The sequence below is a fragment of the Pseudomonas sp. MF09150 genome, assembly GCF_059862355.1.
In genome coordinates this window covers 242606-269185 of the sequence record NZ_JCBCUS010000005.1, presented here as the reverse complement: position 1 = coordinate 269185, position 26580 = coordinate 242606, and the positions used below count along the sequence as shown (strand labels likewise).

General features: G+C 63.1%; 26 protein-coding genes. 16 read left to right on the top strand and 10 right to left on the bottom strand.

Annotated features, from left to right (window positions below):
* Positions 1-362: 362 nt before the first annotated feature.
* The 5 genes from AC19YX_RS20180 to AC19YX_RS20160 form a co-directional block, all read right to left on the bottom strand.
* Positions 363-1982: a glucan biosynthesis protein D gene (locus AC19YX_RS20180; protein ID WP_201129602.1), complete on the bottom strand. Its 1620-nt coding sequence runs from the start codon at positions 1980-1982 to the stop codon at positions 363-365.
* A gap of 258 nt (positions 1983-2240) precedes the next feature.
* On the bottom strand, positions 2241-3266 hold the full coding sequence (locus tag AC19YX_RS20175; protein WP_500606851.1) for an SEL1-like repeat protein: 1026 nt from the start codon (positions 3264-3266) through the stop codon (positions 2241-2243).
* Between the two features lie 32 nt (positions 3267-3298).
* On the bottom strand, positions 3299-3748 hold the full coding sequence (locus AC19YX_RS20170) for a hypothetical protein (protein WP_500606850.1): 450 nt from the start codon (positions 3746-3748) through the stop codon (positions 3299-3301).
* Positions 3741-4133, bottom strand: coding sequence for a hypothetical protein (locus tag AC19YX_RS20165; protein WP_201129609.1), 393 nt, complete (start codon positions 4131-4133; stop codon positions 3741-3743). Before AC19YX_RS20165 ends, AC19YX_RS20170 begins: the two co-directional genes overlap by 8 nt.
* Positions 4130-4534, bottom strand: a complete 405-nt coding sequence (locus AC19YX_RS20160; RefSeq protein ID WP_500606849.1) for a hypothetical protein — start codon at positions 4532-4534, stop codon at positions 4130-4132. The genes AC19YX_RS20165 and AC19YX_RS20160 overlap by 4 nt, the downstream gene beginning before the upstream one ends.
* Before the next feature lie 227 nt (positions 4535-4761).
* Here AC19YX_RS20160 and AC19YX_RS20155 point away from each other — a divergent pair, with 227 nt between their 5' ends.
* The gene (locus AC19YX_RS20155; protein WP_078469984.1) at positions 4762-5190 is read left to right on the top strand and encodes a hypothetical protein; all 429 of its coding nucleotides are present in this window, start codon (positions 4762-4764) and stop codon (positions 5188-5190) included.
* A gap of 81 nt (positions 5191-5271) precedes the next feature.
* On the opposite strand, the gene AC19YX_RS20150 is transcribed toward AC19YX_RS20155, so the two are convergent.
* Entirely contained in the window at positions 5272-6759 is a 1488-nt protein-coding gene (locus AC19YX_RS20150; protein ID WP_421547976.1) for a gamma-aminobutyraldehyde dehydrogenase, read from the bottom strand.
* Between the two features lie 108 nt (positions 6760-6867).
* Positions 6868-7782 (bottom strand): LysR family transcriptional regulator, encoded by a 915-nt coding sequence (locus AC19YX_RS20145; protein WP_078469986.1) that lies wholly within the window; start codon positions 7780-7782, stop codon positions 6868-6870.
* 175 nt (positions 7783-7957) lie between these two features.
* Between AC19YX_RS20145 and AC19YX_RS20140 the strand changes: the two genes are divergently transcribed.
* The 8 genes from AC19YX_RS20140 to AC19YX_RS20105 all read left to right on the top strand — a co-directional run bounded on the left by AC19YX_RS20140 (position 7958) and on the right by AC19YX_RS20105 (position 17412).
* Positions 7958-8680, top strand: a complete 723-nt coding sequence (locus tag AC19YX_RS20140; RefSeq protein WP_201129612.1) for a tellurite resistance TerB family protein — start codon at positions 7958-7960, stop codon at positions 8678-8680.
* Between the two features lie 235 nt (positions 8681-8915).
* Positions 8916-10538 carry a methyl-accepting chemotaxis protein gene (locus AC19YX_RS20135; protein ID WP_078469988.1) on the top strand — a complete coding sequence of 541 codons (1623 nt, stop codon included), beginning with the start codon at positions 8916-8918 and terminating at the stop codon, positions 10536-10538.
* Complete coding sequence (locus tag AC19YX_RS20130) at positions 10538-11074, top strand: chemotaxis protein CheW (protein WP_078469989.1); 537 nt, start codon at positions 10538-10540, stop codon at positions 11072-11074. Before AC19YX_RS20135 ends, AC19YX_RS20130 begins: the two co-directional genes overlap by 1 nt.
* A complete protein-coding gene (locus AC19YX_RS20125) occupies positions 11071-12357 on the top strand; it encodes a CheR family methyltransferase (protein WP_500606848.1) in 1287 nt (428 codons plus the stop codon). The genes AC19YX_RS20130 and AC19YX_RS20125 overlap by 4 nt, the downstream gene beginning before the upstream one ends.
* Positions 12354-13040: a chemotaxis protein CheW gene (locus tag AC19YX_RS20120; RefSeq protein ID WP_078469991.1), complete on the top strand. Its 687-nt coding sequence runs from the start codon at positions 12354-12356 to the stop codon at positions 13038-13040. The genes AC19YX_RS20125 and AC19YX_RS20120 overlap by 4 nt, the downstream gene beginning before the upstream one ends.
* Positions 13037-15355: a hybrid sensor histidine kinase/response regulator gene (locus tag AC19YX_RS20115; protein WP_500606847.1), complete on the top strand. Its 2319-nt coding sequence runs from the start codon at positions 13037-13039 to the stop codon at positions 15353-15355. Before AC19YX_RS20120 ends, AC19YX_RS20115 begins: the two co-directional genes overlap by 4 nt.
* Positions 15352-16362 carry a chemotaxis response regulator protein-glutamate methylesterase gene (locus AC19YX_RS20110; RefSeq protein ID WP_201129616.1) on the top strand — a complete coding sequence of 337 codons (1011 nt, stop codon included), beginning with the start codon at positions 15352-15354 and terminating at the stop codon, positions 16360-16362. The genes AC19YX_RS20115 and AC19YX_RS20110 overlap by 4 nt, the downstream gene beginning before the upstream one ends.
* 48 nt (positions 16363-16410) lie before the next feature.
* Positions 16411-17412, top strand: coding sequence for a response regulator (locus AC19YX_RS20105; protein WP_020296663.1), 1002 nt, complete (start codon positions 16411-16413; stop codon positions 17410-17412).
* Between the two features lie 6 nt (positions 17413-17418).
* On the opposite strand, the gene AC19YX_RS20100 is transcribed toward AC19YX_RS20105, so the two are convergent.
* Complete coding sequence (locus AC19YX_RS20100; protein ID WP_500606846.1) at positions 17419-17946, bottom strand: hypothetical protein; 528 nt, start codon at positions 17944-17946, stop codon at positions 17419-17421.
* Positions 17947-18204: 258 nt separating this feature from the next.
* Here AC19YX_RS20100 and prfB point away from each other — a divergent pair.
* The 7 genes from prfB to AC19YX_RS20065 all read left to right on the top strand — a co-directional run bounded on the left by prfB (position 18205) and on the right by AC19YX_RS20065 (position 24981).
* Positions 18205-19300 (top strand): peptide chain release factor 2 gene (gene prfB / locus AC19YX_RS20095; RefSeq protein ID WP_102047897.1). Its coding sequence is split into 2 segments (ribosomal slippage): positions 18205-18276 and positions 18278-19300, totalling 1095 coding nucleotides; the frame shifts between segments, so codons are not numbered across the junction.
* A gap of 71 nt (positions 19301-19371) precedes the next feature.
* Entirely contained in the window at positions 19372-20874 is a 1503-nt protein-coding gene (gene lysS, locus AC19YX_RS20090; RefSeq protein ID WP_020296660.1) for a lysine--tRNA ligase, read from the top strand.
* Between the two features lie 104 nt (positions 20875-20978).
* Positions 20979-21695 carry a TetR/AcrR family transcriptional regulator gene (locus tag AC19YX_RS20085; protein WP_020296659.1) on the top strand — a complete coding sequence of 239 codons (717 nt, stop codon included), beginning with the start codon at positions 20979-20981 and terminating at the stop codon, positions 21693-21695.
* Positions 21696-21747: 52 nt separating this feature from the next.
* A complete protein-coding gene (locus AC19YX_RS20080; protein ID WP_421547971.1) occupies positions 21748-22293 on the top strand; it encodes a hypothetical protein in 546 nt (181 codons plus the stop codon).
* Positions 22294-22331: 38 nt separating this feature from the next.
* Positions 22332-23609 (top strand): flavohemoglobin expression-modulating QEGLA motif protein, encoded by a 1278-nt coding sequence (locus AC19YX_RS20075; RefSeq protein WP_078469996.1) that lies wholly within the window; start codon positions 22332-22334, stop codon positions 23607-23609.
* 134 nt (positions 23610-23743) lie between these two features.
* A complete protein-coding gene (locus AC19YX_RS20070; RefSeq protein ID WP_500606946.1) occupies positions 23744-24658 on the top strand; it encodes an alpha/beta hydrolase in 915 nt (304 codons plus the stop codon).
* Positions 24655-24981: a PA3694 family proteiin gene (locus AC19YX_RS20065; RefSeq protein ID WP_020296655.1), complete on the top strand. Its 327-nt coding sequence runs from the start codon at positions 24655-24657 to the stop codon at positions 24979-24981. Before AC19YX_RS20070 ends, AC19YX_RS20065 begins: the two co-directional genes overlap by 4 nt.
* Positions 24982-25077: 96 nt before the next feature.
* Here the strand turns inward: AC19YX_RS20065 and lptF are convergent, their stop codons facing one another.
* On the bottom strand, positions 25078-25863 hold the full coding sequence (lptF, locus tag AC19YX_RS20060; RefSeq protein ID WP_078469997.1) for a lipotoxin F family OmpA-related lipoprotein LptF: 786 nt from the start codon (positions 25861-25863) through the stop codon (positions 25078-25080).
* A 66-nt stretch (positions 25864-25929) separates the two neighbouring features.
* A complete protein-coding gene (locus AC19YX_RS20055) occupies positions 25930-26343 on the bottom strand; it encodes a DUF4398 domain-containing protein (RefSeq protein ID WP_020296653.1) in 414 nt (137 codons plus the stop codon).
* Positions 26344-26580: the final 237 nt, after the last annotated feature.

Here is a 26580-nt window from a genome sequence, read left to right as displayed (position 1 = left end):
GCGGCATAAAAAACCGGCCCTGTCGGCTAATGCCAGTCAGTTAAGGGCAAGCACCGTCATTGTGGCGAGGGAGCTTGCTCCCGCTGGGCCGCGCAGCGGCCCCAAAAATGGGGCTGCTACGCCCCGGAGCCCCGGCCGGCCCCACGGGAGCAAGCACCCTCGCCACAGGTTATGTTTCGTTCGCTCTAGCGCTTAACTGATCGGCATTGGCCCTGTAGACCGGTTTTTTATGGCGCGCCGTAATCGAAGGGTCGGTTAAAGCATCGAGTACAGCTGACACGGCACGGTACCCGTTGGGGCCAGCGCAGCCTGCGGCAGCGGCTACAGAGCGTGTGCCGCTGCCGGGCTGGCGAGGTTACGGGTCAGGGGTATTTGCGTTTTTCCGGGGCGGGCGGGAAGTACTGGTACAGCCAGGTTTCGCTCAGGGTGCGGTCGTGGGTGCGGATGAACAGCCGCAGTTCTACCGGGTCGACGCTGTCGTTGGTGGGGAACCAGTCGAAGGTGATGCGGTAGCCCTTGATTTCGTCCAGCACCAGCACATTGAAGTCCTTGACCTGGCCGTTGGAGGCGGTGACCACCGGTTCGATGCCGGTGCCGGCCGGCAGGCGATCGAGGCCGCCACCGGTGAAGTCCACGGCAAAGCGCCGGGCCCAGACCTCGGGGTAGTGCTCGCCCGGGGCCCAGCCCTCGACGAAGCCGCCCATGCCCGAGCGCGTGGCATGCACCCGCGCCAGCGGCGTGCCCACCGGTGGCAGGGCGCTCCAGTACAGCTTGTAGCCATAGTTCAGCGATTCGCCGGCGGCCACCGGTTTTTTCGGGGTCCAGAAGGCCACGATGTTGTCCAGGGTCTCGCCGGTGGTCGGGATCTCCAGCAGGTCGATCGAGCCTTCGCCCCAGGCCGTGGTGGGTTCGACCCACAGGCTCGGGCGCCGGCTGTACCAGTCCACGGTGTCCTGATAGCTGGCGAACTCGTGGTCGGTCTGTACCAGGCCGAAACCTTTCGGATCCTTGTCGGCGAAGGCGTTGAATTGCAGGTTCGCCGGGTTATTCAGCGGGCGGCAGATCCATTCGCCATTGCCGCGCCACATGGCCAGGCGGTCGGAGTCGTGGATCTGCGGGTGGATGGTGTCGCACATGCGCCGCTCATGGGTGCCGCAGCTGAACATGCTGGTCATCGGGGCGATGCCCAGTTGCTCGATGGCGGTGCGCGCGTTGATATGGGCGTCGATGTCCATCACCACGCGCTCGGCCTGGCAGTCGATGTCGAAGCGATAGGCACCGGTGGCGCTTGGCGAGTCGAGCAGGGCGTAGACCACGAAGCGGGTGCTGTCCTTGTCCGGGGTTTCGAACCAGAACTGGGTGAAGTCGGGGAATTCTTCGCGTTTTTTGGCGTAGGTATCAATTGCCAGGCCACGGGCTGACAAGCCGTACTGGCCGGTGGCGTCCACCGCGCGGAAGTAGCTGGCGCCGAGGAAGGACACCACGTCGTGCTTGTCCAGCTCCGGAGCCTTGAACAGCTTGAACCCGGCAAAACCCAGGTCGCCCTTGAGCTGCGTGGTGTCGACGCTGGTGTTCTGGTAGTTGAACAGCGGCGGACGAAAGTGCACTTCCCGCGCCTGGCGGGTCTTCGGGTCGACGCTGTGCATGCGCACCGGCTGCTTGAAGCCCATGCCGACGTGGAAGAACTGCACGTCCAGCTGGCCATTCAGGTCGTTCCACAGCGAGTGTGCGCCGTCGTACTGGATGGCATTGAAGTTCTGCGGGGTCATGGTCGCCAGGGTGGGCGGCAACACCTGCTTGGTGTCCTGGTAGCGACTGCTGGCCAACTGCTTGGCCTGGGCCTTGAGGCCCTCGAAATCAAAAGTCTGCGCCTCGCCATCGGCAGCGCCGGCCCAGGCACGGGCCGCCAGCAGGCCGCTGGCCGAAAGGCCGGTGTAGGCAGCCAGGGCCATGGAGGCTTTGAGTAGATTCCTGCGGTGCATAGGTGAACCTTGTTCTGGGGATCCCGAGGCCTTCCTGGCTGCGCGCTGGATCGCTATGTGAGGTTCGGTCATGCCTTCGGCCAAACGCAACGGACTTTAAACAGATGCCGCAGAGGATAAACGGTTCGCCATATCTGAAAAAATGATTAGCTGTATCCATTGGTAAAAAAGCCATCGCGCCAGCAAAAAGCCCTTATTTCCCCCGGTTTTGCTGGCCGAAAGCATGGATCAGCGGCGCCAGTCCATTGCCCGATACACTCAACCGGCGGTCGGTGCCGGGGCTTGCAGGCAGCTGACCCCAGGCTGTGGCACCTGGCCTTCCTTGGCGTAGTGGACCAGGTTCTGCAGCACGCTCGGCTCATGGCGGTCGGCGGCTTCCTTGAAGCAGGACAGGGCACGCGGCAGGTCGGTGGTGCCCCAAAGGCCTTCGCTGTAGCCATAGCCGAGCGTGGCATAGGCCATGCCGGTGTCGAACTGTCGGGCGGCCTGGGTCACGGTGTCTTCGGCCTGGCGCGGCGCCTGGCATTTTCGTTCCGACACCTGATTGCCCCGGAAGCAGTAAAAGTCCGCCAGCAGCAACTTGGCCTCGACGTCCGATTCGGCATAGGTGCTCAGCAGGGATTCGATCCGCGCCGGCTCCACTTCCGGTGACATCCCCGAATAACCCAGGATCACGGCCCGGGTGGCGCCGGCGGCCGAGCCGTTGTCGGCGGCGTGCAGGTCGATGCGCTGCGCCAGCTCGAAAAAGTACGTGGTCAGCGGATACAGCTCCACCGCGCCATAGCCTTCAAAGAGGTCAGCTTTGCGCAGCTCGCGCTGCAAGGGCGTTTCATTGGCCGGCGCCCGCTCGTCGAGCAGGCCTTGCAGCGACCACTGTTCGACTCGGACCAGGGTCCAGCACGGCAACTGCTGGAACACAAAGACCTGCAGCACATCGCCCAGGCTGTCGTGCACCACCAGGCTGCGCTTGTCGATCCAGAAGGTCTGCAAACCGGCCTTGGCCTGGACCTTAGGGTCGAGCAGGGCCAGGCTCGCGGGGTTGGCGGCGGGCACTTTGTGCAGGGTCGTGACCCCATAGCCCTGATCGCCATAGGCCGGACGCTGTTCGATCAGCGGCGAGCGGGTGTAGGTCTGTTGCAACTCGGGGCTGCTGGCGAACGCCTGGACGAAGCTCGACAAATCTCCGCTCGGACAGCCGGATTCCGCCGCCATCAGGGCTGGGGGCGCGAGGCTGATCAGCAGCCCGAGCAGGGCCAGGCTCAGGGTGTTGAAGGGAGAGGGCATCGAGAGCTCCGTCGCGGGTGGGGCAAAAGGAATTATTGGCTGTCCGGGTCGCAGTACAGCACCGAGCCGCCGGGATTCTTCGGGTCGGCAATCAACAACGGGGCCTGTACACCGTCGCCGTCGAAGCCTTGGCCCAATTGCTGGCGCGCCGTCTGTACATCGGCGTCGAGGTACAGCGCGTGCACTGAAAACGGCCCGCGATACGGAATGCCGATGGCATGCACCGCCAGCCCGTGGAACTGGTCCTTGACGCAAAAGCGCGCACCTTCGTCGAGGTTGCAGGGTTGCAGTTGGCGCTCGACAAAGTACTGGCCGCTAAGCTGCTGGTTGCTGGGGTCGAGAAACACCTGCTCGACGCTGCAACTGGCCAGGCCGGCGAACTGCTGGTCCAGGCTCATGGCCAGGCAATTGCCGCTGGCGCCCAGCACCAGTAGCAGGCTCAGGTACCGAAGGGGCGCCGGCAGGCGCAGGCCATCACTCATGGGGCAGGTCCTTGGGGCGTAGCAATCGATGCAGGCGCTGCGCCAGCCAGATCGCCAGTAACGGCAAGCCGCTGGACAAGGCGCAATACACCATTCCGCGTATGGGGTTGCTGGGGAAAAACATCCAGGCGCTGGCCAGCACCGGCAGCAGGATCAGGCCCAGCTTGAGCTTGAGGTTGGGCACCAGCGCGGCCAGTACGTTGACCCCGATAAACAGGATGAACAGGTAATAGACCCCAAGCCCCACCGCGACACCACGCGAGATCGAGCCGAACAGCTGCAGGTAGAGCGGCACGCCCAGTAGATGCGCCAGGTAAAACAGCGCGACCGCCAGGCCGTGCGCCAATAGCGCGCAGCCTATGCGGATGAACGTGTCGCGGCTCATGGGGCGCAGGCTCGTTTCGCCCTTGGGCTGAGCAACTGATGCAGCCCTCGGGACAGATAGATCGCCGCCAAGGGCAGCAGGCCGAGCTCCGAGCAGTAGACCAGGCCACGAATCGGGTTGTGGGGGAACATTATGTAAGCGGTCAGCAGCAACAGCGGCAGGATCAGCAACAGCTTGATCCTGAGCACCGGAATGATAGCGATCAGCAGATTGACCGCGACGAACAGGCAGAACAGGGTGCGCATCATCGGGCCAAAGCCAAAAAACTTGCTGATGCTGCCGAACATCTGCTCGTAGAACGGGATGCCGTAGTAATCGATCAACACGCAAGTGGCCACCGCGAGGCTGTGGGCCAGAAGGGCGGTGATCAGGCGAATCAGCTCGTCACGGGCGGAAGTCACCGCCGGGCGCTCCGCAGCGGAGTCGACCCGCTTCGGACGGACAATGGTGGGTATGACATGGGGGCGTCCTTGCTACCTGGGTACGTTTCCAGCGCCCCGGTGGAGGGCGGCGGGCACTTTATGGCGGCGGATAGTGCCGCAACTTGATTCGCTTATCCAGAACTCGTTCAATGGCGCCTTTTCAGGGAGATCAGGTCAATGAATTGCAGCCTCCAGGGCGCTGCCCGATGAAGCTCAGGAAGACCGTTTTCGGACTGCTGATACTGCTTGCCTGCGGCGCCGGGGTGTTCATCCAACAGTTGAGTGAGGTGCTCAATCGCGAGCCTTACACCAGCAGAGGATCTTCGGGACGCTACCTCTTGCAGCATGTCCATGCCGGTAACCTGTTCATACCCTTCAGGCACCTGGGGTATCTGCAGGTGGTTGACCTCCAGAACCCGCAGCGGGTTTACCGCTCGCCCTTGATCTACGACGATTCGCTGGACATGCGCATGTCGGAGAGTGCCCGGGAACTGAGTATTTTCGGCGTGACATTCAACACCGAGACCAAGACCTACTTTATCCAGTGGCGGGACTGGGAGCCCCATTGGCTCAACTGGTTTATCAGCAATACGCCGTATGGGGTGTGCAGCGACGCCGAAGGCACCTGCTTTTGAGCCGCGGCACGTTGCAAGCGGCAAGTTGCGAGTAGAACCCGCGCTCATTTGCAGCTCGTAGCTCGCCGCCAGCAACTGCTCCTAAAGGTCGGTGCCATGGCGGGCCATGATGTGCCGTACCACGCTGTAGTCCTGCAGCGAATCACTGGACAGGTCCTTGCCGTAGCCGGAGCGTTTCAGGCCGCCGTGGGGCATTTCGCTGACCAGCATGAAGTGGCTGTTGATCCAGGTGCAGCCGTATTGCAGGCGCGCCGCAACCTGCATCGCCTTGTCCAGACTCTGGCTCCAGACCGAGGACGCCAGGCCGTATTCCGAATCGTTGGCCCAGTCCACCGCCTGGCTCAGTTCGTCGAAGCGGGTCACGGTGACCACCGGGCCGAACACTTCGCGCTGGACGATTTCGTCACTTTGCTTGCAGCCGGCGAGCAGGGTCGGTTGGTAATAGAAGCCAGGGCCTGTGTGCACGGCGGCTCCGGTGACCCGCTCGATATGGGGCTGGCCCAGGGCGCGCTCGACAAAGCTGGCCACGCGGTCGCGCTGGCGGGTGCTGATCAGCGGCCCGATTTCGTTGTCAGTGTCACGCTTGCCGGCAAAGCGCAGGCTGCTGACGGCGGCGCCGAGTTCGGCCACCAGGCGGTCATGGATTCCGGCCTGGGCGTAGATACGGCAGGCGGCGGTGCAGTCCTGCCCGGCGTTGTAGTAGCCATAGCTGCGCACGCCGGCGACCACCGCCTGCAAGTCGGCATCGTTGCAGACAATCACCGGCGCCTTGCCGCCCAGTTCCAGGTGGGTGCGCTTGAGGGTCTTGGACGCGGCCTGGAGGATTTTCTGCCCGGTGACGATATCCCCGGTCAGCGACACCATGCGCACTTTCGGGTGGCTGACCAGGTGGCTGCCGACGCCTTCACCGCCGCCACAGATGATGTTGATCACCCCGCGCGGCAGCAGTTGGGCCAGGGTCGGCGCCAGGGCCAGGATCGACAGCGGCGTGTGCTCCGAGGGCTTGAACACCAGGGTATTGCCGGCGGCCAGGGCCGGGGCGATTTTCCAGGCGGCCATCATGATCGGGTAGTTCCACGGGGCAATCGACGCCACCACGCCGATCGGATCGCGGCGCACCATGCTGGTAAAGCCCGGCAGGTATTCGCCGGACAACTGGCCGGTCTGGCAGCGCACCGCACCGGCGAAGAAGCGAAACACATCGACGGTGGCGCTCAGGTCGTCCTGGCGCGCCAGGTGCAATGGCTTGCCGCAGTTCAGGGATTCGAGGCGGGCCAGGTGATCGGCGTGTTTTTCGATAGCGTCGGCGATGGCCAGGAGGATGTTCGAGCGCTGCTGGGGCGTGGTCCGCGACCAGCCGGAGAAGGCGCGGTGCGCGGCCAGAATCGCGCTCTCGACCTGTTCGGTACTGGCTTCGGCAATGTGCGTCAGCACTTCCCCGGTGGCCGGATTGATGATCGGCTCGACAAAGCCCTGGCCGGCCACCAGTTCACCATCGATCAATAACGCGGTCAGTAACGGAGTGTGCACGCCAGCCATTTTGCGGGTTCTCTTTTCTTGCGTAGCCATGGTAGCTCCCGGGTGCCCGGTGTCCGACCACCGCCGCTTCCGGAGTGGGAAGAGACTAGTGGCCGGGCAGAAGGACGACAAATACTAAATACAGAATTGAACATTCGATTAAATCGATGGCTTGCGCCCGCCGTGGGGCTGCTCGCGGGCCACGGTCAGGAACGGGTCCACCAGTGCCGGACGGGCGGTGCCACGGCGCCAGGCCAGGCCGACGTCGAGGGTCTGGCCGAGGTCGGCGAGGGAGCGTGCCTCGATGATGTCGCCCTCCAGCGACCACGGGCGGTAGGTCATGTCCGGCTGGATCGACACCCCCAGCCCGGCAGCCACCAGGCTACGCACCGCTTCGGTGGAGGCCGTGCGCAGGGTGATTCGCGGTTGCAGGCCGGCGCCGGTCCACATGCGCTGGGCGTTGTGGTCCATTTCATCGACGTTGAGCTGGATCAGCGGCTCGCCGGCAACGTCTGCCAGGCTGATGCTGTCGCGCTCCAGTAGCGGATGCTGGGCCGGCAGCCAGAGCCGGTGCGGCGAGTGGGTCAGGACCTCGGTCTGCAGCGCGTGACGGTCTTCCAGGTTGGAGATGATCAGCACCCCGACATCGATCTCGCCGCTGACCAGCAGGTGCTCGATGTACGGGCGTTCGTCCTCCATCACGCGGATTTCCACATTGGGGTAGGCACGCTGGAAACGGGTCAGCAGGTCCGCCAGGTAGTAGCCGGCCACCAGACTGGTCACGCCGACGATCAATTGCCCGGCCACCTGGTCGGTGCTCTGTTGCAGGCTGCGCTTGGCGTTGTCGACGGTGGCCAGGATCAGGTGCGCCTGGCGCAGGAACTGGTGGCCCTGGTGGGTCAGGGTCATGCCTTTGGCGTGGCGATTGAACAGGTTGACGCCGATCTCCTGCTCCAACTGCTGGATCGCCAGGGTCAGGGTCGATTGCGAGATGAACACTGCCTGGGCGGCGGCGGAGATCGAGCCGGTTTCGGCCACGGCGATAAAGTGACGGATCTGGCGCAGGGTCATCATGGTGGGGGATACCGGTTGGACGGTTTTATAGATTTTTCGCAGTGTATATCTTTTTAATCGATGGGCCGCTGCGTCCAGGCAACATCCCGAAGCACTCTCGAGCACAGCGCACGGGCACTTCCCACTAGGCTGGTGGCCTTATTTAGCCACTGAACCGAAGTTTCCGGAGGTCGCAATGAATACCCGTGGATTGCTCGATCAATTGCTCAAGTCCGGCCAGGACCTGCTGCAGAACAAGGCCTCAGGCGCATCGGGCAAGGCCCCGGCCGGCAAGGGCGCGCTGGGCGGTTTGCTCGGTGGCAGTGCCGGCGGTCTGGGCGGCCTGTTGTCCGGTGCCGGCGGCGGTGCATTGGCCGCCGGCGCCATGGGCCTGCTGCTGGGCAATAAAAAAGCCCGCAAGTTCGGCGGCAAGGCGGTGGTCTATGGTGGCCTGGCCGCCCTCGGGGTGATCGCCTACAAGGCCTATGGCAACTGGCAGGCGCAGCAGGGAACCGCTCCCCAGCGCGAACCCCAGACCATTGACCGCCTGCCGGCGCAGCAGGTCGAACAGCATAGCCAGGCGATCCTCAAGGCGCTGGTGGCCGCGGCCAAGGCCGACGGGCATGTCGATGAGCGCGAACGGGCCCTGATCGAGGGCGAGTTCACCCGCCTGGATAACGATCAGGAGTTGCAGCACTGGCTGCACGCCGAGCTCAACAAACCGCTGGATCCGGCGGATGTCGCCCGCGCCGCCAGCACCCCGGAAATGGCCGCGGAAATGTACATCGCCAGCGTGATGCTGGTGGATGAAGAGAACTTCATGGAGAAGTCCTACCTGGACGAACTGGCGCGTCAGCTCAAACTCGAACCGGGGCTCAAGCGCGAACTGGAAAACCAGGTGCGTCTGGCCGCGACCTGAGGCCAGGGGCGCGGACGTTGCGGCGTGGGCGCGCCGGGGGCGGGGTGGATGGCGGATATGCTGGCTGTATTTGCCGAAACAGCACTGGCTCGCGCTCGGTCATATGGCGGAAAGTAGCCACCCAGAGCCCACGCAGGCTTTAGCGCCGAGTGAGACCTGGTGCGCAAACCGCAGATAAATGATGGCCCGCCCTCGGCTATACTGCCCCCCATTTGAACGGCCCCGAGGACTGACTGTGAAGAACTGGACGTTGCGCCAACGCATTTTGGCGAGCTTTGCGGTGATTATCGCCATCATGCTGTTGATGGTCGTGGTCTCGTACTCCCGTCTGTTGAAAATCGAGGCCGGTGAAGAGCGCATGCGCACCGACGCCATCCCCGGGGTTTATTACAGTTCGATGATTCGCAGCGCCTGGGTCGACAGCTACCTGCTGACCCAGCAGATCCTCGGGTTCAAGCAAGGGCAGGGGATCAGCCCCGAAAACGCCGCGGACTTCAAATCCTTCGAACAACGCCTGCAGCAACACATGGCCAGCTACAGGGCCACCATCAACGGCCGTGAAGATCAGGTCGAGTTCGACGCCTTCGAAACCCAGCATCAGGAATTCAACCGGATTCAGGCGGTGGTTCTCGACCTGCACCAGCAAAACAAGGATGCCGAGGCCAATCGCACTTTCAACGAACAGCTGACCCCAGCCTGGATCGCCGGGCGCATGCGTCTCAACGATGTGATCAGCGAGAACAAGTCGGTGGCCGATGCCGCCACCACGGCGATCGATGATGCCGTGGCCGCGGCCAAAGTGAGCATGGGCCTGTCGCTGTTGATCGCGGTGCTGGCCGCCGGGTTGTGCGGGCTGCTGTTGATGCGCGCGATCATGGCGCCGATGAACCGCATCGTGAAGATTCTCGACGTAATGCGCACCGGTGACCTCAGTGGGCGCCTCAACCTCGACCGCAAGGACGAATTCGGCGCAGTGGAAACCGGCTTCAACGACATGATGACCGAGCTCACGGCCCTGGTGTCCCAGGCCCAGCGCTCTTCGGTGCAGGTCACGACCTCAGTGACCGAGATTGCCGCCACTTCCAAGCAGCAACAGGCCACCGCCACCGAGACCGCGGCCACGACCACGGAGATCGGTGCCACTTCCCGGGAAATCGCGGCCACATCCAAGGACCTGGTCCGCACCATGACCGAAGTGTCGACCGCCGCCGACCAAGCGTCGGTATTGGCGGGCTCCGGCCAGCAAGGCCTGGCGCGGATGGAAGACACCATGCACTCGGTGATGGGCGCGGCCGACCTGGTCAACGCCAAGCTGGCGATCCTCAATGAGAAGGCCGGCAACATCAACCAGGTGGTGGTGACCATCGTCAAGGTCGCCGACCAGACCAACCTGTTGTCGCTCAACGCTGCGATCGAGGCCGAAAAAGCCGGTGAGTACGGACGCGGGTTTGCCGTGGTGGCGACCGAAGTCCGGCGCCTGGCGGACCAGACCGCCGTAGCCACCTATGACATCGAACAGATGGTGCGCGAGATCCAGTCGGCGGTGTCGGCCGGGGTGATGGGCATGGACAAGTTCTCCGAGGAGGTGCGCCGCGGCATGTCCGAGGTGCAGCAGGTGGGTGAGCAACTGTCGCAGATCATTCATCAGGTCCAGGCGCTGGCGCCACGGGTGCTGATGGTCAACGAAGGCATGCAGGCCCAGGCCACCGGCGCCGAGCAGATCAACCACGCGCTGGTGCAACTGGGCGATGCCAGCAGCCAGACCGTTGAATCCCTGCGCCAGGCCAGCTTCGCCATCGACGAGTTGAGCCAGGTGGCCGTGGGGCTGCGTAGCGGCGTCTCGCGTTTCAAAGTCTGATGAGCGATCTCGCGGCCAGGCGCGGCTCACAGGCGCCGCCGAAGAAGGTGTTGTTTCTGGTGTTTCGCATCGGCAACCAACGTTATGCCCTGCAGGCCACCGAGGTGGTCGAAGTCCTGCCGCGCCTGTTGCTCAAGCCCATCGCCCAGGCCCCGGCCTGGGTTGCCGGGATCTTTGCCTATCGGGGCGTGGTGGTGCCGGTCATCGACCTCAGCGCCCTGACATTTGGCCAGCCGGCACAGGCACGGACCAGCACCCGCCTGGTGCTGGTGCACTATCGCGCCAGCCCCGGGCAGGCCGGCCAGTTGCTGGGCTTGATCCTGGAGCAGGCCAGCGACACCTTGCGCTGCGACCCGGCGCAGTTCCAGCCCTACGGCCTGGATAACCGGCAGAGCCCGTACCTGGGCCCGGTGCGTGAAGACGAGCACGGCCTGCTGCAATGGGTGCGGGTCGACGACCTGCTCGATACCCAGGTGCGTGCGCTGCTGTTTCCGTCTCCGCCGCTGGATCCGGCGCTGCTCGAGGAACTGCCGTGAGCCGCGACCAGCGTTTTTTCGATTTTCTCAAGGAGCGCATCGGCCTCGACGTGGCGTCGGTGGGCGAGGCCATCATCGAGCGCGCGGTGCGCCAACGCATGACCGCGCAACAGGCCCGGGATGCCGAGGAGTACTGGAACACCCTGCGCGGCAGCAAGGATGAGCAGCAGGCACTGATCGAGGCGGTGATCGTCCCGGAGACCTGGTTCTTTCGCTATCCGGAGTCTTTCGCAACCCTGGCCAGACTGGCCCAGGCGCGCCTGGCCGAGATTCGCGGCATGCGCGCCCTGCGCCTGCTCAGCCTGCCGTGCTCCACCGGTGAAGAACCCTATTCCATTGCCATGGCCCTGTTGGATGCCGGCATCGCGCCGCACCAGTTCAAGGTCGATGGCCTGGACGTCAGCCCGCTGTCGGTGGAGCGGGCCAAGGCGGCGGTGTATGGCAAGAATTCCTTTCGCGGCCAGCAGAGCGGGTTTCGCGAGCGCCACTTCAGTGCCGAGGACGAGCGCTATCGGCTGGATGAGCGGGTCCGCGAGCAGGTGCGCCTGCAAGTCGGCAACTTGCTCGACCCCCACCTGCTGGCCAATGAGCCGCCCTATGACTTTGTGTTCTGCCGCAATCTGCTGATCTATTTCGACCAGCCGACCCAGCAGCAGGTGTTCGAGGTGCTGAAGCGGCTGACCCATGTCGACGGCGTGCTGTTTATCGGCCCGGCCGAAGGCAGCCTGTTGGGCCGCCTGGGCATGCGCTCGATCGGTATCGCGCAGTCCTTTGCCTTCAGTCGCCATGTCGAGCCGGCACCGTTGCCGGTTCCTGCCCCGGTCCTGGCGCCACCGGTGTTGCCCCTGGCGCCGCGCCAGCCACTGCGCAGTGTGCCGCCGCCGGCACCACGTGCTCGGCCTTTCAGTTCCATGCCGGCGCCTGCGCGGCATGCTCCGGCAGCGCCGCCCAGCGACGCCAACGCCTTGTTGGCGAAGATTGCCGCGCTGGCCAACGAAGGCAAGAGCGCCGAAGCCCGTGCCGCCTGCGAGCTGTACCTGCGCAGCCATGAGCCGGTCGCCCAAGTGTTTTACTGGCTGGGCCTGCTCAGTGATGTGGCCGGCAGTACCCTGCAAGCCCAGGGTTTTTATCGCAAGGCCCTGTACCTGCAGCCGCAGCATCCCGAGGCGCTGGCGCACCTGGCCGCCTTGCTGGCCTCCCAGGGCGATACCGCGGGTGCCCGTCGATTGCAGGAGCGTGCCGCCCGCAGCGTACGCACCGTTGACCGTGAGCCTGAACGATGAGCAGCTCCTATTCGTTGAACGTGACCCATGAAGATGCCCAGCAGATCGATGACTGCTGGAATCGCATCGGCATCCATGGCGACAAATCCTGTCCGCTGCTGGTCGAGCATATCCATTGCCGCAACTGTTCGGTGTACTCGGCGGCGGCCACCCGCTTGCTCGATCGCTATTCGTTGCAGCAACAGGACCGCGTGCAATCCATGGCGCTGGAGGTCGACAGCGACATCGTCACCCGTTCGCTGTTGATGTTCCGCCTGGGCGAGGAATGGCTGGGCCTGCCGACCCGCTGCCTGGTCGAGGTGGCGCCGTTGCAGACCATTCACTCGTTGCCTCACCAGCGCTCGCGCGCCCTGCTGGGCGTGGCCAATGTGCGCGGTGCGCTGGTGGCCTGCCTGTCCCTGGTCGAACTGCTGGGGCTGGATGCGACTGTCGGCGTGGCGTCGGGCGCACGGATCATGCCGCGCATGCTGATCATCGCGGCCCATGGCGGGCCGGTGGTGGTGCCAGTGGATGAGGTGGACGGCATCCACGCCATCGATGAGCGCACCCTCAATGCCGCTTCGGTTTCGGGTTCGCAGGCCAGCGCCCGCTACACCCGTGGCGTGTTGCAGTGGAAGGGGCGCAGTTTGCGCCTGCTGGATGAAGAGCAATTGCTCGCGGCCGTGACCCGGAGCCTTTCATGACCCCCGATCAAATGCGCGACGCATCGCTGCTGGAGTTGTTCAGCCTGGAGGCCGAGGCCCAGACCCAGGTGCTCAGCGCCGGGCTGCTGGCCCTGGAGCGCAACCCGACCCAGGCCGACCAGTTGGAAGCCTGCATGCGCGCGGCGCACTCCCTCAAGGGCGCGGCGCGGATTGTCGGCGTCGATGCCGGCGTCAGCGTCGCCCACGTCATGGAAGATTGCCTGGTCAGTGCGCAGGAAGGGCGCCTGTACCTGCTGCCTGAACATATTGATGCCTTGCTCCAGGGCACTGACTTCCTGATGCGCATCGCCAACCCGGGCAGTGCCAATGTCGGGCCCCAGGATATCGAGGCCTATGTCGAGCTGATGGCGCGCCTGCTGGCGCCGGCAACGCCTGGCGCGAGCCCGGTCCCGCCGCCCGTGGCGCCCCCGCCGATGGCCGAGTTGCAGTTGCAGGCGCCGAGTAGCGAGGCCGCTACCGAGCCCAACCCCGAGTCGCTGCTGCCCGAGGCTCCTGCGGAGTCCGTGGCGGCCCCGGTGCGCAAGGGCTCGCGCCTGACCGAAGGCGGCGAGCGGGTATTGCGGGTCACCGCCGAACGCCTCAATAGCCTGCTCGACCTGTCGAGCAAGTCGCTGGTGGAAACCCAGCGTCTGAAACCTTATCTGGCCAATCTGCAGCGCCTCAAGCGCATGCAGAACAACAGCCTGCGCGCCCTCGAAAGTCTCAATGTGCACCTCAAGGAGCACGCCCTGAGCCTGGAGGCCCAGGAAGCGCTGGAGGATGCCCGCCGGCTGTTGGCCGAATCGCAACAGTTGCTCGCGGAAAAGACCGCCGAGCTCGACGAGTTCGGCTGGCAGGCCAGCCAGCGCGCCCAGGTGCTCTACGACACCGCGCTGGCCTGTCGCATGCGCCCGTTCGCCGATGTGCTGGCAGGCCAGGTGCGGATGGTCCGCGACCTGGGCCGTAGCCTCGGCAAGCAAGTGCGCCTGGAGATTGAAGGTGAAAAGACCCAGGTCGACCGCGATGTGCTGGAAAAACTCGAAGCACCCCTGACCCACTTGCTGCGCAATGCCGTCGATCATGGCATCGAGCCGCCGGACCAGCGTCTGCTGGCCGGCAAGCCGGCCGAAGGCCTGATCCGCCTGCGGGCCTCGCACCAGGCCGGCCTGCTGGTATTGGAGCTGACTGACGACGGTCACGGCGTGGACCTGGACCGGCTGCGGCAGAACATCATCGAACGCCAATTGTCCCCGGCGGAAACCGCCGCCCAGCTCAGCGAAGAAGAGCTGCTGACCTTTCTGTTCCTGCCCGGCTTCAGCCTGCGTGACAAAGTCACCGAGGTCTCGGGACGGGGCGTGGGGCTGGATGCGGTGCAGCATATGGTTCGCCAGCTGCGCGGCGCGGTGGTGCTGGAGCAGACCGCCGGCGAAGGCAGTCGCTTCCACCTTGAAGTTCCGCTGACCCTGTCGGTAGTGCGCAGCCTGGTGGTGGAGGTCGGCGGCGAGGCCTATGCGTTCCCGCTGGCCCATATCGAACGCATGTGCGACCTCGCGCCCGAGGACATTGTGCAGGTCGAGGGGCGCCAGCATTTCTGGCATGAAGGCCGCCACGTCGGCCTGGTGGCCGCCAGCCAGTTGTTGCAGCGCCCCGCGGCGCAAGGCAGCCAGCAGACCCTGAAAGTGGTGGTGATTCGCGAGCGCGACGCGGTGTATGGCGTGGCGGTAGAGCGTTTTATCGGCGAGCGGACCCTGGTGGTGCTGCCGCTGGATGATCGGTTGGGCAAGATCCAGGATATTTCCGCCGGTGCGCTGCTCGACGATGGTTCGGTGGTGCTGATCGTCGATGTCGAAGACATGCTGCGTTCGGTGGACAAACTGCTCAACACCGGGCGTCTGGAACGGATTGCCCGGCATGACCGGCCCCAGGCCGAGGCCGCGCGCAAGCGCATTCTGGTGGTCGACGATTCGCTTACGGTGCGTGAATTGCAGCGCAAGCTGCTGCTCAATCGCGGTTATGACGTGGCGGTCGCGGTCGATGGCATGGATGGCTGGAACGCTTTGCGTTCCGAAGACTTCGACCTGCTGATCACCGACATCGATATGCCCCGCATGGACGGTATTGAATTGGTCACACTTTTACGTCGCGACAACCGTTTGCAGTCGCTACCGGTGATGGTGGTTTCCTACAAGGATCGGGAAGAGGACCGCCGTCGTGGACTGGACGCCGGAGCCGACTATTATCTAGCCAAAGCCAGTTTCCACGACGACGCCCTGCTCGACGCGGTGGTGGAGTTGATTGGAGGAGCGCGGGCATGAAAATCGCTATTGTCAACGACATGCCCATGGCCGTGGAGGCCTTGCGCAGAGCCCTGGCTTTCGATCCGAGCCATGAGTTGGTGTGGGTTGCCACCAACGGCGCGGAGGCGGTCAAATACTGCGCCGAGCTGACCCCGGACCTGATTCTCATGGACCTGATCATGCCGGTCATGGATGGCGTGGAGGCGACCCGGCGGATCATGGCCGAATCTCCCTGCGCCATTGTGATTGTCACCGTCGACCGCCAGCAGAACGTGCACCGGGTGTTCGAGGCCATGGGCTATGGCGCCCTGGACGTGGTCGACACCCCGGCCCTGGGCGCCGGCAATGCCCAGGAGGCGGCCGCGCCACTGTTGCGCAAGATCCTCAATATCGGCTGGCTGATCGGCCAGCGCGGCAGCCGCGTGCGTTCGGCGCCGGCGCCCTTGCGCAGCAGCGCTCCGCGCCAGAGCCTGGTGGCCATCGGCTCCTCCGCAGGCGGTCCGGCGGCCCTGGAGGTCCTGCTCAAGGGCTTGCCCCAGGACTTTCGCGCCGCCATTGTGCTGGTCCAGCACGTTGACCAGGTGTTTGCCGCGGGCATGGCCGAATGGCTCAGCAGCGCTTCCGGGCTCAAGGTTCGCCTGGCCCGGGAAGGCGAGCCGCCGCAAAGCGGCACGGTACTGCTGGCGGGCACCAATCACCATATCCGTCTGTTGAAGAACGGCACCCTGGCGTACACCGCCGAGCCGGTGAATGAAATCTATCGACCCTCGATCGATGTGTTTTTCGAGAGCGTCGCCACCTACTGGAATGGCGATGCGGTTGGCGTGCTGCTGACCGGCATGGGGCGCGACGGTGCCCAGGGCCTCAAACTCATGCGTGATCAAGGCTATATGACCATCGCGCAGGACCAGAACAGCAGCGCGGTGTATGGCATGCCCAAGGCGGCCGCTGCCATCGACGCCGCCGTAGAGATTCGCCCACTGGACAAGATCGCTCCACGTTTGCTGGAGATATTTGCCAAATGACTGACACACGCAGCTGTCCTGGCCAGGTAGCAATTCAGGTGACAACCCATGAATGATTTACAGCTCGACGAATTCAAGACCGATGAAAATGCCGCCATGGTGTTGTTGGTCGATGACCAGGCAATGATCGGTGAAGCTGTCCGGCGTGGGTTGGCCAATGAAGAAAACATTGATTTCCACTTCTGTGCCGATCCGCACCAGGCCATCGCCCAGGCGATCCGTATCAAGCCGACGGTGATTCTGCAGGACCTGGTGATGCCCGGCCTCGACGGCCTGACCCTGGTGCGTGAGTACCGCAATCACCCGGCGACCCAGAACATTCCGATCATTGTGCTTTCGACCAAGGAAGACCCGCTGATCAAGAGTGCGGCCTTCGCTGCCGGGGCCAATGATTACCTGGTCAAACTGCCGGACAACATCGAGCTGGTGGCGCGTATTCGCTACCACTCGCGGTCCTACATGACCCTGTTGCAGCGTGACGCGGCCTACCGGGCCCTGCGCGTCAGCCAGCAGCAACTGCTGGACACCAACCTGGTGCTGCAGCGGCTGATGAATTCCGATGGCCTGACCGGGCTGTCCAACCGCCGCCACTTCGACGAATACATGGAGCTGGAGTGGCGCCGGGCCATGCGCGATCAGACCCAGCTGTCGCTGCTGATGATCGATGTCGACTACTTCAAGTCTTACAACGACAACTTTGGCCACCTGGAGGGCGACGAGGCCCTGCGCAAAGTGGCCACGGCCATCCGCGAGGCCAGCAGCCGTCCTTCGGACCTGCCGGCGCGCTATGGCGGTGAGGAGTTCGCCCTGGTGCTGCCCAACACCTCGCCGGGCGGGGCGCGCCTGGTGGCTGAAAAGCTGCGCCAGACCGTTGCCATGCTGAAAATCCCCCATCTGGCGCCGACCGAAGGTTCGAGCCTGACCATCAGCATCGGCCTGTCGACCATGACCCCGCAGCCCAACAGCCACTGCCGGCAGTTGATTTCGGCGGCGGACAAGGGCCTGTACCTGGCCAAGCACAATGGGCGCAATCAGGTCGGGATCGAGTAGGCGTTTTCAGCGTGCCGCCTGTGGGACGGCCTCGTTGGCGACAACCTGCGCGGGTGTCGCTTCGACCAGGGTCTCCCGGAGCAGGTAATAGCTGACGGCCGAGGTCTGCGGGCAGGTGAGTGTGACCGCCTCAATGCGGTACAGGGTGTGGGTGTTGAGGGTGTTGTCGATAAACCAGTTGTTCAACAGGTTGCTGCCGGCAATCGTGTAGTCGCCAAAGCGATAGTCGAAGTGGAAGTTCCGGTGGGCATACACCGGGTGTGCGCTGAAGCTGGCTTGCAGCCATTGGGTTTGCTCGCCGACCTCATCGACCATCGCTCGCAGGCGGTAGCAGACCCACCACCACAGAAAGATCAGCCAAACCAACCCCAGCACGCAGGCCAGCTCCGGCGAGACAATCAGCCAGACCGCCATCAACGGCATACAGACCAGTGCACTGAGCAGCGCCGAGATGAACGCCTGGCCACCCTTGAGGTTTCGGCGCTCCCGGCGCTTGATGTGTTCGATCTCGGCGTGGCTGAGTCGTCTGCCCATGGTGCCTGCTGCTTCCTTGTCATTTCGCCCGGGGATTGTATAGCGCGGGCCGGTCCCGGGGTACCGTGGTTGTCCGCGGCTACGAGGGGGGCGGGGCGATACGCGGGATCAAATTGCCCGTACAGCAGGTTTTTGCAGGCCTTATCGGCAAAATTAGATGGCCGATTCGCCGCTAAACCCGCTAAGCGGGCTGCCGTGAATCGGCGATTCCGTTATACTCGCCGGCTTTCAAAAGTTCGCCAACGAGTGCTGCCCGCCATGGAAATCAACCCGATCCTTAACACCATCAAGGACCTGTCCGAGCGCTCCGAAACTATTCGGGGGTATCTTTGACTACGATCAAAAGCATGAGCGTCTGACCGAGGTCAATCGCGAGCTTGAAGATCCGAGTGTCTGGAACAAACCTGAATACGCCCAGGAACTGGGCCGCGAGCGCGCTGCGCTGGCGCAGATCGTCGAAACCCTCGACGAACTGAACACCGGTCTGGGCGATTGCCGCGACCTGCTGGACATGGCCGTCGAAGAAGATGACGAGAGCGCAGTGGGCGATGTCGTCGCCGAGCTGGCCCGTCTCGAGGAAAACCTCGCCAAGCTTGAATTCCGCCGCATGTTCAGCCACGAAATGGACCCGAACAACGCGTACCTGGACATCCAGGCCGGTTCCGGCGGCACCGAGGCCCAGGACTGGGCCAACATTCTGCTGCGCATGTACCTGCGCTGGGCCGACAAACGCGGTTTCGACGCGACCATCATGGAGCTGTCGGCCGGTGAAGTGGCCGGTATCAAGGGCGCGACCGTACACATCAAGGGTGAATACGCCTTTGGCTGGTTGCGGACCGAGATCGGCGTGCACCGTCTGGTGCGCAAGAGCCCATTCGACTCCGGCAACCGTCGCCACACCTCGTTCTCCGCGGTGTTCGTCTCGCCAGAGATCGACGACAAGGTGGAAATCGAGATCAACCCGGCCGACCTGCGGATCGACACCTATCGTTCCTCCGGTGCCGGTGGTCAGCACGTAAACACCACCGACTCGGCCGTACGTATTACCCACGTACCGACCAACACTGTGGTCAGTTGCCAGAACGAACGATCCCAGCACGCGAACAAGGACACCGCCATGAAAATGCTGCGGGCCAAGTTGTACGAGCAGGAAATGCAGAAACGCAACGCCGCTTCCCAGGCGCTGGAAGACACCAAGTCGGATATCGGCTGGGGTCACCAGATCCGTTCGTATGTGCTCGATGCGTCGCGGATCAAGGATCTGCGCACTAACATCGAACGCAGCGACTGCGACAAGGTGCTCGACGGCGATATCGACGAATACCTGGAAGCCAGCCTGAAATCGGGGCTGTAAACCGTCAGCCTAGACCTTAAGTCCCCTGCCACCCGTGGGGGCAACGAACCTGTGATGGAATTTCAAAAGACATGAGCGACCAACAACTCGACCCGCAAGCCCTGCAACAGGAAGAAAACACCCTGATCGCCTTGCGCAAGGAAAAGCTTGCTGCCGAGCGCGCCAAGGGCAACGCCTTCCCCAACGACTTCCGCCGTGACAGCTACTGCCAGGACCTGCAGAAGCAGTACGTCGACAAGACCAAGGAAGAGTTGGCAGAGGCTGCGATCCCGGTCAAGGTTGCTGGTCGCATCATGCTCAACCGTGGCTCGTTCATGGTGATTCAGGACATGACCGGGCGCATCCAGGTCTACGTCAACCGCAAGACCCTGCCGGAAGAAACCCTGGCTGAGGTGAAAACCTGGGACCTGGGCGACATCATCGCTGCCGAAGGCACCCTGGCCCGTTCCGGCAAGGGTGACCTGTACGTTGAAATGACCAGCGTGCGTCTGCTGACCAAATCCCTGCGCCCGCTGCCGGACAAGCACCACGGCCTGACCGACACCGAGCAGCGTTATCGCCAGCGCTACGTCGACCTGATCGTCAACGAAGAAGTACGCCAGACGTTCCGCGTGCGTTCGCAAGTGATCGCCCACATCCGCAGCTTCCTGATGCAGCGTGACTTCCTGGAAGTCGAAACGCCGATGCTGCAAACCATTCCTGGCGGCGCGGCAGCCAAGCCGTTCGAAACCCACCACAATGCGCTGGACATGGAAATGTTCCTGCGGATCGCCCCGGAGCTGTACCTCAAGCGCCTGGTGGTTGGCGGCTTCGAGAAAGTGTTCGAGATCAACCGCAACTTCCGTAACGAAGGCGTTTCGACTCGTCACAACCCTGAATTCACCATGTTGGAGTTCTACCAGGCCTACGCCGACTACGAAGACAACATGGACCTGACCGAAGAGCTGTTCCGCGAACTGGCGCAACTTGTTCTCGGGACAACCGACGTGCCGTACGGCGACAAGGTGTTCCACTTCGGCGAGCCGTTCGTGCGCCTGTCGGTATTCGACTCGATCCTCAAGTACAACCCGGACCTGACGGCCGATGACTTGAACGACATCGACAAGGCCCGTGCCATCGCCAAGAAAGCCGGGGCCAAGGTCCTGGGCTTTGAAGGCCTGGGCAAGCTGCAGGTGATGATTTTCGAAGAGCTGGTGGAGCACAAGCTGGAGCAGCCGCACTTCATTACCCAGTACCCGTTCGAAGTGTCGCCGCTGGCCCGTCGCAACGATGAAAACCCGAACGTCACCGACCGTTTCGAACTGTTCATCGGTGGCCGCGAAATCGCCAATGCCTACTCCGAGCTCAATGACGCGGAAGACCAGGCCGAGCGCTTCATGGCCCAGGTGGCCGACAAGGACGCCGGCGACGACGAAGCCATGCATTACGATGCCGACTTCGTACGTGCCCTGGAATACGGCATGCCGCCGACCGCCGGTGAAGGCATTGGTATCGACCGCCTGGTGATGCTGCTGACCAACTCGCCGTCGATCCGTGACGTGATCCTGTTCCCGCACATGCGGCCGCAGGCGTAAGTGCCTTGAATAATCAGCCGCCTTTATCAGGCGGCTTTTTATTGTCTGTGTGGAACTGACGTACCGCTTTTAATTCTGTGTGATTTTTAAGAGGAAGACCTGTCGTGAACCGTGCAATTGCTCAAGAAGGCGCAGCGGGTATCGCCACTGCGGTAGCTGAAAGCGTTCAGTACCAGGGGCGCAAAGCCAGCCGGCAGGGCAGCGAGCAACGGCGACAGGACATTCTCGACGCCGCCATGCGCATTGTCGTGCGTGACGGCGTGCGCGCCGTGCGCCATCGCGCGGTGGCCGCCGAAGCCGGTGTGCCGCTGTCGGCCACCACCTACTACTTCAAGGATATCGATGACCTGCTCACCGATACCTTTGCCCAATACGTCGAACGCAGTGCCGCGTACATGGCCAAGTTCTGGACCAACAATGAAGGCCTGCTGCGCGAGATGGTGGCCTACGGCGACGGCAGTCCCGAGTCGCGCTCCCATCTGGCCGATGACATTGCCCGGCTCACGGCTGACTACGTCCAGCGCCAGTTGCAAAACCGCCGCGAGCACCTGATGGCTGAACAGGCGTTCCGCCAGGAAGCCTTGCTCAACCCGCGCCTGGCGCTGTTGGTGCGCTCGCACCAGCAAATTCTGTTGCAGGGCACTTGCCAGTTTTTTCAGGTATTGGGTTCCCGGGAGCCACAACAAGATGCCAAAGTGTTGACGGCGATTATCGGACGGATGGAATATCAGGGCCTGCTCAACGGCGCAGAGCCTCTGGCTGACGAAGACATGCTCGGTATCCTCACCCGCTACATGCACCTGGTGCTGGCCTCGGTCTGAGGTTCACCGGTCACCGCCGCCGGCCCACTGTTGTGTCCATTAGGAGTGTTGAATGAAAGCCTGGCGTGCCCTGATCGCCTTGTCGTTTCTCCTGCTCAGCGGCTGCCTGGTGACCTTCAAGGACCCGCTGCCCGCCGATCAGGCCGCGCCTGCGGCGTTGCTGGGCAAATGGACCAGCAAGAATGCCTGGGGCGAGCCCCTGAGCCTTGAACTCAAGCGCATTGCCAGCAATCGCTACCAGGCCGTGACGTCTCACCCGGGGCAATCCCGGCAGCGCGAGAGCTATGATTTCACCGTGTCGCGCCATGGCAACCGCTGGTACCTGTCGGCGGCGGTTCCCCAGCGTCTGGGCGGACGCTTCACCATCGCCGGTTTTGAACTCAACGAGCAGCACGAACTGGTGCTGTACAACCTCGATCTGGAACAGATCAACCAGGCCCTGGGTCAAAGAGCCCTGAGCGGCGAAGCCTTTACTACCACCGAAGGCGATGGCGTGCTGATCAGCAGCCCGTTGCCTGAGGTTTTCGCGTACCTGGACGACCCGGCCAACTCTGACGTGTTTGTCGAGGCGGCGCGCTTCACCCGCGCGGGCAAGTAACCAGGGCGCGGCACAAACGTTATCAAGAGGAACTTCGGGTGGACGATTACCAGCAGACGATACGCACCTTGTCCGATCGCATAGTGCTGGCACAAACGCCAATCCGGGTACTGGATGCGGTGAAGTGGGACGACAACATCCGCAAGGGCTTCCTCAAGGCCCAGGGCAAGGAAATGCCTGCGGTCGACCGTGATTACTACCAGAACCGACCCCTGTCCTTCGACTCCAGCGCGGTCAAGCTGGAGTTCCAGAACATCGAGCGCGACATCACCCGCCAACTCGGGCAGTTCAACCCGGTCGGGCAGATCATGCGGCGCATGTGCAAGGAATACCGCATGGTGGTGCGCATGCTCGAAGCCCGCGGCACCGAGGACTTCGGCCTGATCTCCCAGGAGCTGTACGGCGCCGCATCCGATGCGTTTCACGCCGGCGACCCGACCCTGGCCGACCTCGGGCTGATGCTTTCCGACTACCTGAACAACATCGACGGCCGTGGCGACCTCAAGGACGAGCCCAAGACCCTGACCGCCAAGGACGCCGTAAGCCTGCTGCAAAGCCGGCTGAACAAGGTGTTCGGCGAGGCCGAGGAAACCATCCGCGTATTCGAGTCGGACGGGATCGTCGCCGATGCCGCGGCTGGCGCCGACTACATCAAGATCCGCGCCGACGCCATGTTCAACGACCGTGACGTGCGCGCCCTGGAAGTCCACGAAGGCCTGGTGCATGTGGGCACCACCCTCAATGGGCAGAACCAGCCGATCTGCACCTTCCTGTCCAAGGGGCCGCCTTCGTCCACCGTGACCCAGGAAGGCCTGGCGATCCTGATGGAGATCATCACCTTCGCGTCCTACCCCAGCCGCCTGCGCAAACTGACCAACCGTACCCGGGCGATCCACATGGTGGAGGAGGGCGCCGACTTTTTGCAGGTGTTCGAGTTCTTCCGCGAGCAGGGCTTTGAAATGGCCGAAAGCTACGGCAACGCCAGCCGGGTGTTCCGTGGTTCGGTGCCGACCGGGCTGCCATTTACCAAAGACTTGTCCTATCTCAAGGGCTTTATCATGGTTTACAACTACATTCAGTTGGCCGTGCGTAAAGGCAAGCTGGAGCAAGTGCCGCTGTTGTTCTGCGGCAAGACCACCTTGGAAGACATGCGTACCCTGCGCCAGCTGGTGGACGAAGGCCTGGTGGTGCCGCCCAAGTACCTGCCGGACCAGTTCCGCGACATGAACGCGCTGTCGGCCTGGATGTGCTTCTCCAACTTCCTCAATCACCTGAGCCTGGACCGGATCGAGGCCGACTACTCCAATATCCTTTGACGCTCATGGGGGCTGCACATGGACGCTTCACCCACCACTTGTAGCCGCTGCCGCAGGCCGCGCTCGACAGCGCTGCCGACGCCCAGCGTGAGCTCACCCCTGACCTCAAAAGTCGCCACAGGGGGCGCGCGATGATCCGAATCGTTGCCGCCCTGGCGCTGCTGCTCTCTCTCAGCGCTTGCAGCTCACTGCTGTTCTACCCCGAGCAGGGCCTGCCCTTTACCCCCGAGCGCGCCAAGCTCGAGTACCGCGACGTCACCCTGACCACCGCCGATGGCCTGAAGCTGCATGCCTGGTGGCTGCCGGCCAAGGCCGGGGTGCCGCTCAAGGGCACGGTGCTGCATCTGCACGGCAATGGCGGCAACCTGGCCTGGCACCTGGGTGGCAGTTGGTGGTTGCCGGAACAGGGCTACCAGGTGTTGCTGGTGGACTATCGCGGTTATGGCCTGTCCCAAGGCGCGCCCAGCCTGCCGGCGGTCTATCAGGACGTCGATGCCGCCTTCAAATGGCTGGACCAGGCTCCGGAGGTCCAGGACAAGCCGCTGATCGTGCTCGGCCAGAGCCTGGGCGGCGCGCTGGCGATTCATTACCTGGTGGAGCACCCGGAGCGCCAGCGCCAGCTCAAGGCCATCGTGCTCGACGGTGTGCCGGCCAGTTACCGCGATGTCGGGCAGTACGCCCTGAGCACCTCATGGCTGACCTGGCCGTTGCAGGTGCCGCTGTCGTGGCTGGTGCCGGACGCCGATAGCGCCATCCACGCCATACCGCGCCTGACCGGGGTGCCGAAACTGCTGTATCACAGCATCGATGACCCGATCGTGCCCCTTTCCAATGGCATCCGTCTGTATCAAGCTGCGCCCGCGCCGCGGGTGCTGCAACTGACCCGAGGCGGCCACGTGCAGACCTTTGCCGATCCGACCTGGCGCCAGGTGATGCTGCGCTACCTCGAGGATCCGCTGCACTTCAACGGCCTGCGCCGCCTTGGCGAGATCCCGAACTACCCGACACCCCCGAATTCAGAAGTTGAACCTCCAGAGAGTCCGCAATGAGCGAAGAACGTAACGCCATCCCCCTGATCATCACCGGTATCTGCACCATCCTCGGCACCGTGGGTTGCCTCTGGTACTACGGTTACCTGCACTTCGCCAAGCCCGAGGATGCGCTGCTGCTCAGCGACTTCACCATGCTCAAGACCGTGCCGGGCGAGGACTACAAGGTCTCCCTGGAACCAGCGGCGCAAGTTGCCCAGTGCATCGACGGCGTGCTGGTGCTGTTCGATACCGAGCAGAAGGGCCTGAGCGGCGTGCTGATCAACAGCAAGAAAAAAGCCGTGCGCTGCATGGGCCAGGAAACCCCGCAGCTGCAACAGTAAGCACACGGGCGAGAGATCGCAGTCGAAAAAAAGCCCCGCCTATCTGCATAGGCGGGGCTTTTTACTGGCGGTTACCAGGCTGGGGGCGACCCCGGCTTAGTTGCTCATCGAAGAACGTGGGGCAACCGGCTGGTTGTCGTTGGAAATGGTGACTTCCACACGACGGTTCATGGCACGACCGGAAACGCTGGTGTTATCCGCTACCGGGTATTCCTTGCCATAGCCCTGGACCACGATGCGCGATGGATCGACACCCATCTTGATCAGCGCAACCTGCACGGAAGTGGCGCGACGCTCGGACAGCGACTGGTTGTAAGCCGCCGAACCGGTGCTGTCGGTGTAGCCTTCGACAATCACTTTGCGATCAGGGTTTTCCTGAAGGAACTGCGCCAGCTTGTTGATGTTCACCAGACCGCTGGATTTCAGGTCGGCCTTGTTGGTGGCGAACAGCACGTCACCGAAGGTCACCAGGGTGCCGCGTTCGGTCTGCTTGGCGTTGAGGCTGTTCTGCAGTTGCTTGATCTGTGCGTCACGAGCGTCCAGGCGGGCCTGGGCACGTTGCGCAGCGGCATCTTTCAGATTGGCTTCAGCGGTGCGCAGGGCGATGGTCTGCTTGGCCACTTCAACGCGCTGGTTGGTCAGGTAAGCCAGTTGGTCGACCTTGGCCTGGTCTTCCTTGTTCATATAGGCCTTGTCGGCCTTGTCCAGCCAATCGCTGGCGTCCTTGGTTTCCAGGGCCGCTACTTTGCTGGCCTGAGGGTTGGCTTGCAGCGCCGAGTAATTGGTCCGGGCCTGTTCCAGGTTCACGTTTGGCTGTGAGGAACAGGCCGCCAGGCCAACGCTCAGGGCCAGAAGGGCTGGGATCATCAATTGTTTACGCATAATGGTTCGTCCTTTCTATCGGTTGAAACTTCAGGTAACGAGGTTCGGTAGGCGTGGGCACGGTGCTTATTGCACGGTGCGCTGGCTTTCCTGACGCAGTTCCTGAACACCTTTCTGAGAGTCCTTCACAGCCTGTTCGGCTTTGGCGGCCTGGGCCTTGCGTTCGGCGACGCGGGCGTCCCACTCGGCCTGTTCGGCCAGACGCTTGGCTTCGTCATACTTTTTGTCGTGCATGGCAATCTCGGCTTGCTTGAGCTTGTCCTGGGCCGACTTCATTTCCACGGCAGCAAACTCGGTACCGCCGGCGCTGACGGCGCTGTTGACCGCAGATTGGGTCACAGCGTATTGCTCGGTTGGCGGGTTGCCGGCACAACCGGCCAGAACCAGGCTGCTACCGAGGGCCAGGGCGGCCAGTTTGAGCCCGCGCAAAGGGTTAGACGAGGATGTGGCAGTGCTGATCTTCATGGTCTTCAACTCCATTGGGTAACTCCTGGAAAACATCTAAATCCATCCCGGTTCTAGCGCCGCGACCCTGAGTGGCAGTGACGCTCTTCACAAAATTTGAAACGGCTGTTCCAGTGATGGCTACTGGCTGTGACCCGAGGCTTTTTTGAATAGTTCAGCGCAGATGGCGAATTGCCTAAAAAAATTTCTGACCGAACGGACAGCGCTCTAGGCCGGGAACTTTTGCGGCGCGCAGGGGTATTCCCGACCCGG

Coding starts and splice junctions, on each gene's coding strand:
- AC19YX_RS20180 (WP_201129602.1), bottom strand. CDS start 1,982: ATGCACCGCAGGAATCTACTCAAAGCCTCCATGGCCCTGGCTGCCTAC.
- AC19YX_RS20175 (WP_500606851.1), bottom strand. CDS start 3,266: ATGCCCTCTCCCTTCAACACCCTGAGCCTGGCCCTGCTCGGGCTGCTG.
- AC19YX_RS20170 (WP_500606850.1), bottom strand. CDS start 3,748: ATGAGTGATGGCCTGCGCCTGCCGGCGCCCCTTCGGTACCTGAGCCTG.
- AC19YX_RS20165 (WP_201129609.1), bottom strand. CDS start 4,133: ATGAGCCGCGACACGTTCATCCGCATAGGCTGCGCGCTATTGGCGCAC.
- AC19YX_RS20155 (WP_078469984.1), top strand. CDS start 4,762: ATGAAGCTCAGGAAGACCGTTTTCGGACTGCTGATACTGCTTGCCTGC.
- AC19YX_RS20150 (WP_421547976.1), bottom strand. CDS start 6,759: ATGGCTACGCAAGAAAAGAGAACCCGCAAAATGGCTGGCGTGCACACT.
- AC19YX_RS20145 (WP_078469986.1), bottom strand. CDS start 7,782: ATGATGACCCTGCGCCAGATCCGTCACTTTATCGCCGTGGCCGAAACC.
- AC19YX_RS20140 (WP_201129612.1), top strand. CDS start 7,958: ATGAATACCCGTGGATTGCTCGATCAATTGCTCAAGTCCGGCCAGGAC.
- AC19YX_RS20130 (WP_078469989.1), top strand. CDS start 10,538: ATGAGCGATCTCGCGGCCAGGCGCGGCTCACAGGCGCCGCCGAAGAAG.
- AC19YX_RS20120 (WP_078469991.1), top strand. CDS start 12,354: ATGAGCAGCTCCTATTCGTTGAACGTGACCCATGAAGATGCCCAGCAG.
- AC19YX_RS20115 (WP_500606847.1), top strand. CDS start 13,037: ATGACCCCCGATCAAATGCGCGACGCATCGCTGCTGGAGTTGTTCAGC.
- AC19YX_RS20110 (WP_201129616.1), top strand. CDS start 15,352: ATGAAAATCGCTATTGTCAACGACATGCCCATGGCCGTGGAGGCCTTG.
- AC19YX_RS20105 (WP_020296663.1), top strand. CDS start 16,411: ATGAATGATTTACAGCTCGACGAATTCAAGACCGATGAAAATGCCGCC.
- AC19YX_RS20100 (WP_500606846.1), bottom strand. CDS start 17,946: ATGGGCAGACGACTCAGCCACGCCGAGATCGAACACATCAAGCGCCGG.
- lysS (WP_020296660.1), top strand. CDS start 19,372: ATGAGCGACCAACAACTCGACCCGCAAGCCCTGCAACAGGAAGAAAAC.
- AC19YX_RS20080 (WP_421547971.1), top strand. CDS start 21,748: ATGAAAGCCTGGCGTGCCCTGATCGCCTTGTCGTTTCTCCTGCTCAGC.
- AC19YX_RS20065 (WP_020296655.1), top strand. CDS start 24,655: ATGAGCGAAGAACGTAACGCCATCCCCCTGATCATCACCGGTATCTGC.
- lptF (WP_078469997.1), bottom strand. CDS start 25,863: ATGCGTAAACAATTGATGATCCCAGCCCTTCTGGCCCTGAGCGTTGGC.
- AC19YX_RS20055 (WP_020296653.1), bottom strand. CDS start 26,343: ATGGAGTTGAAGACCATGAAGATCAGCACTGCCACATCCTCGTCTAAC.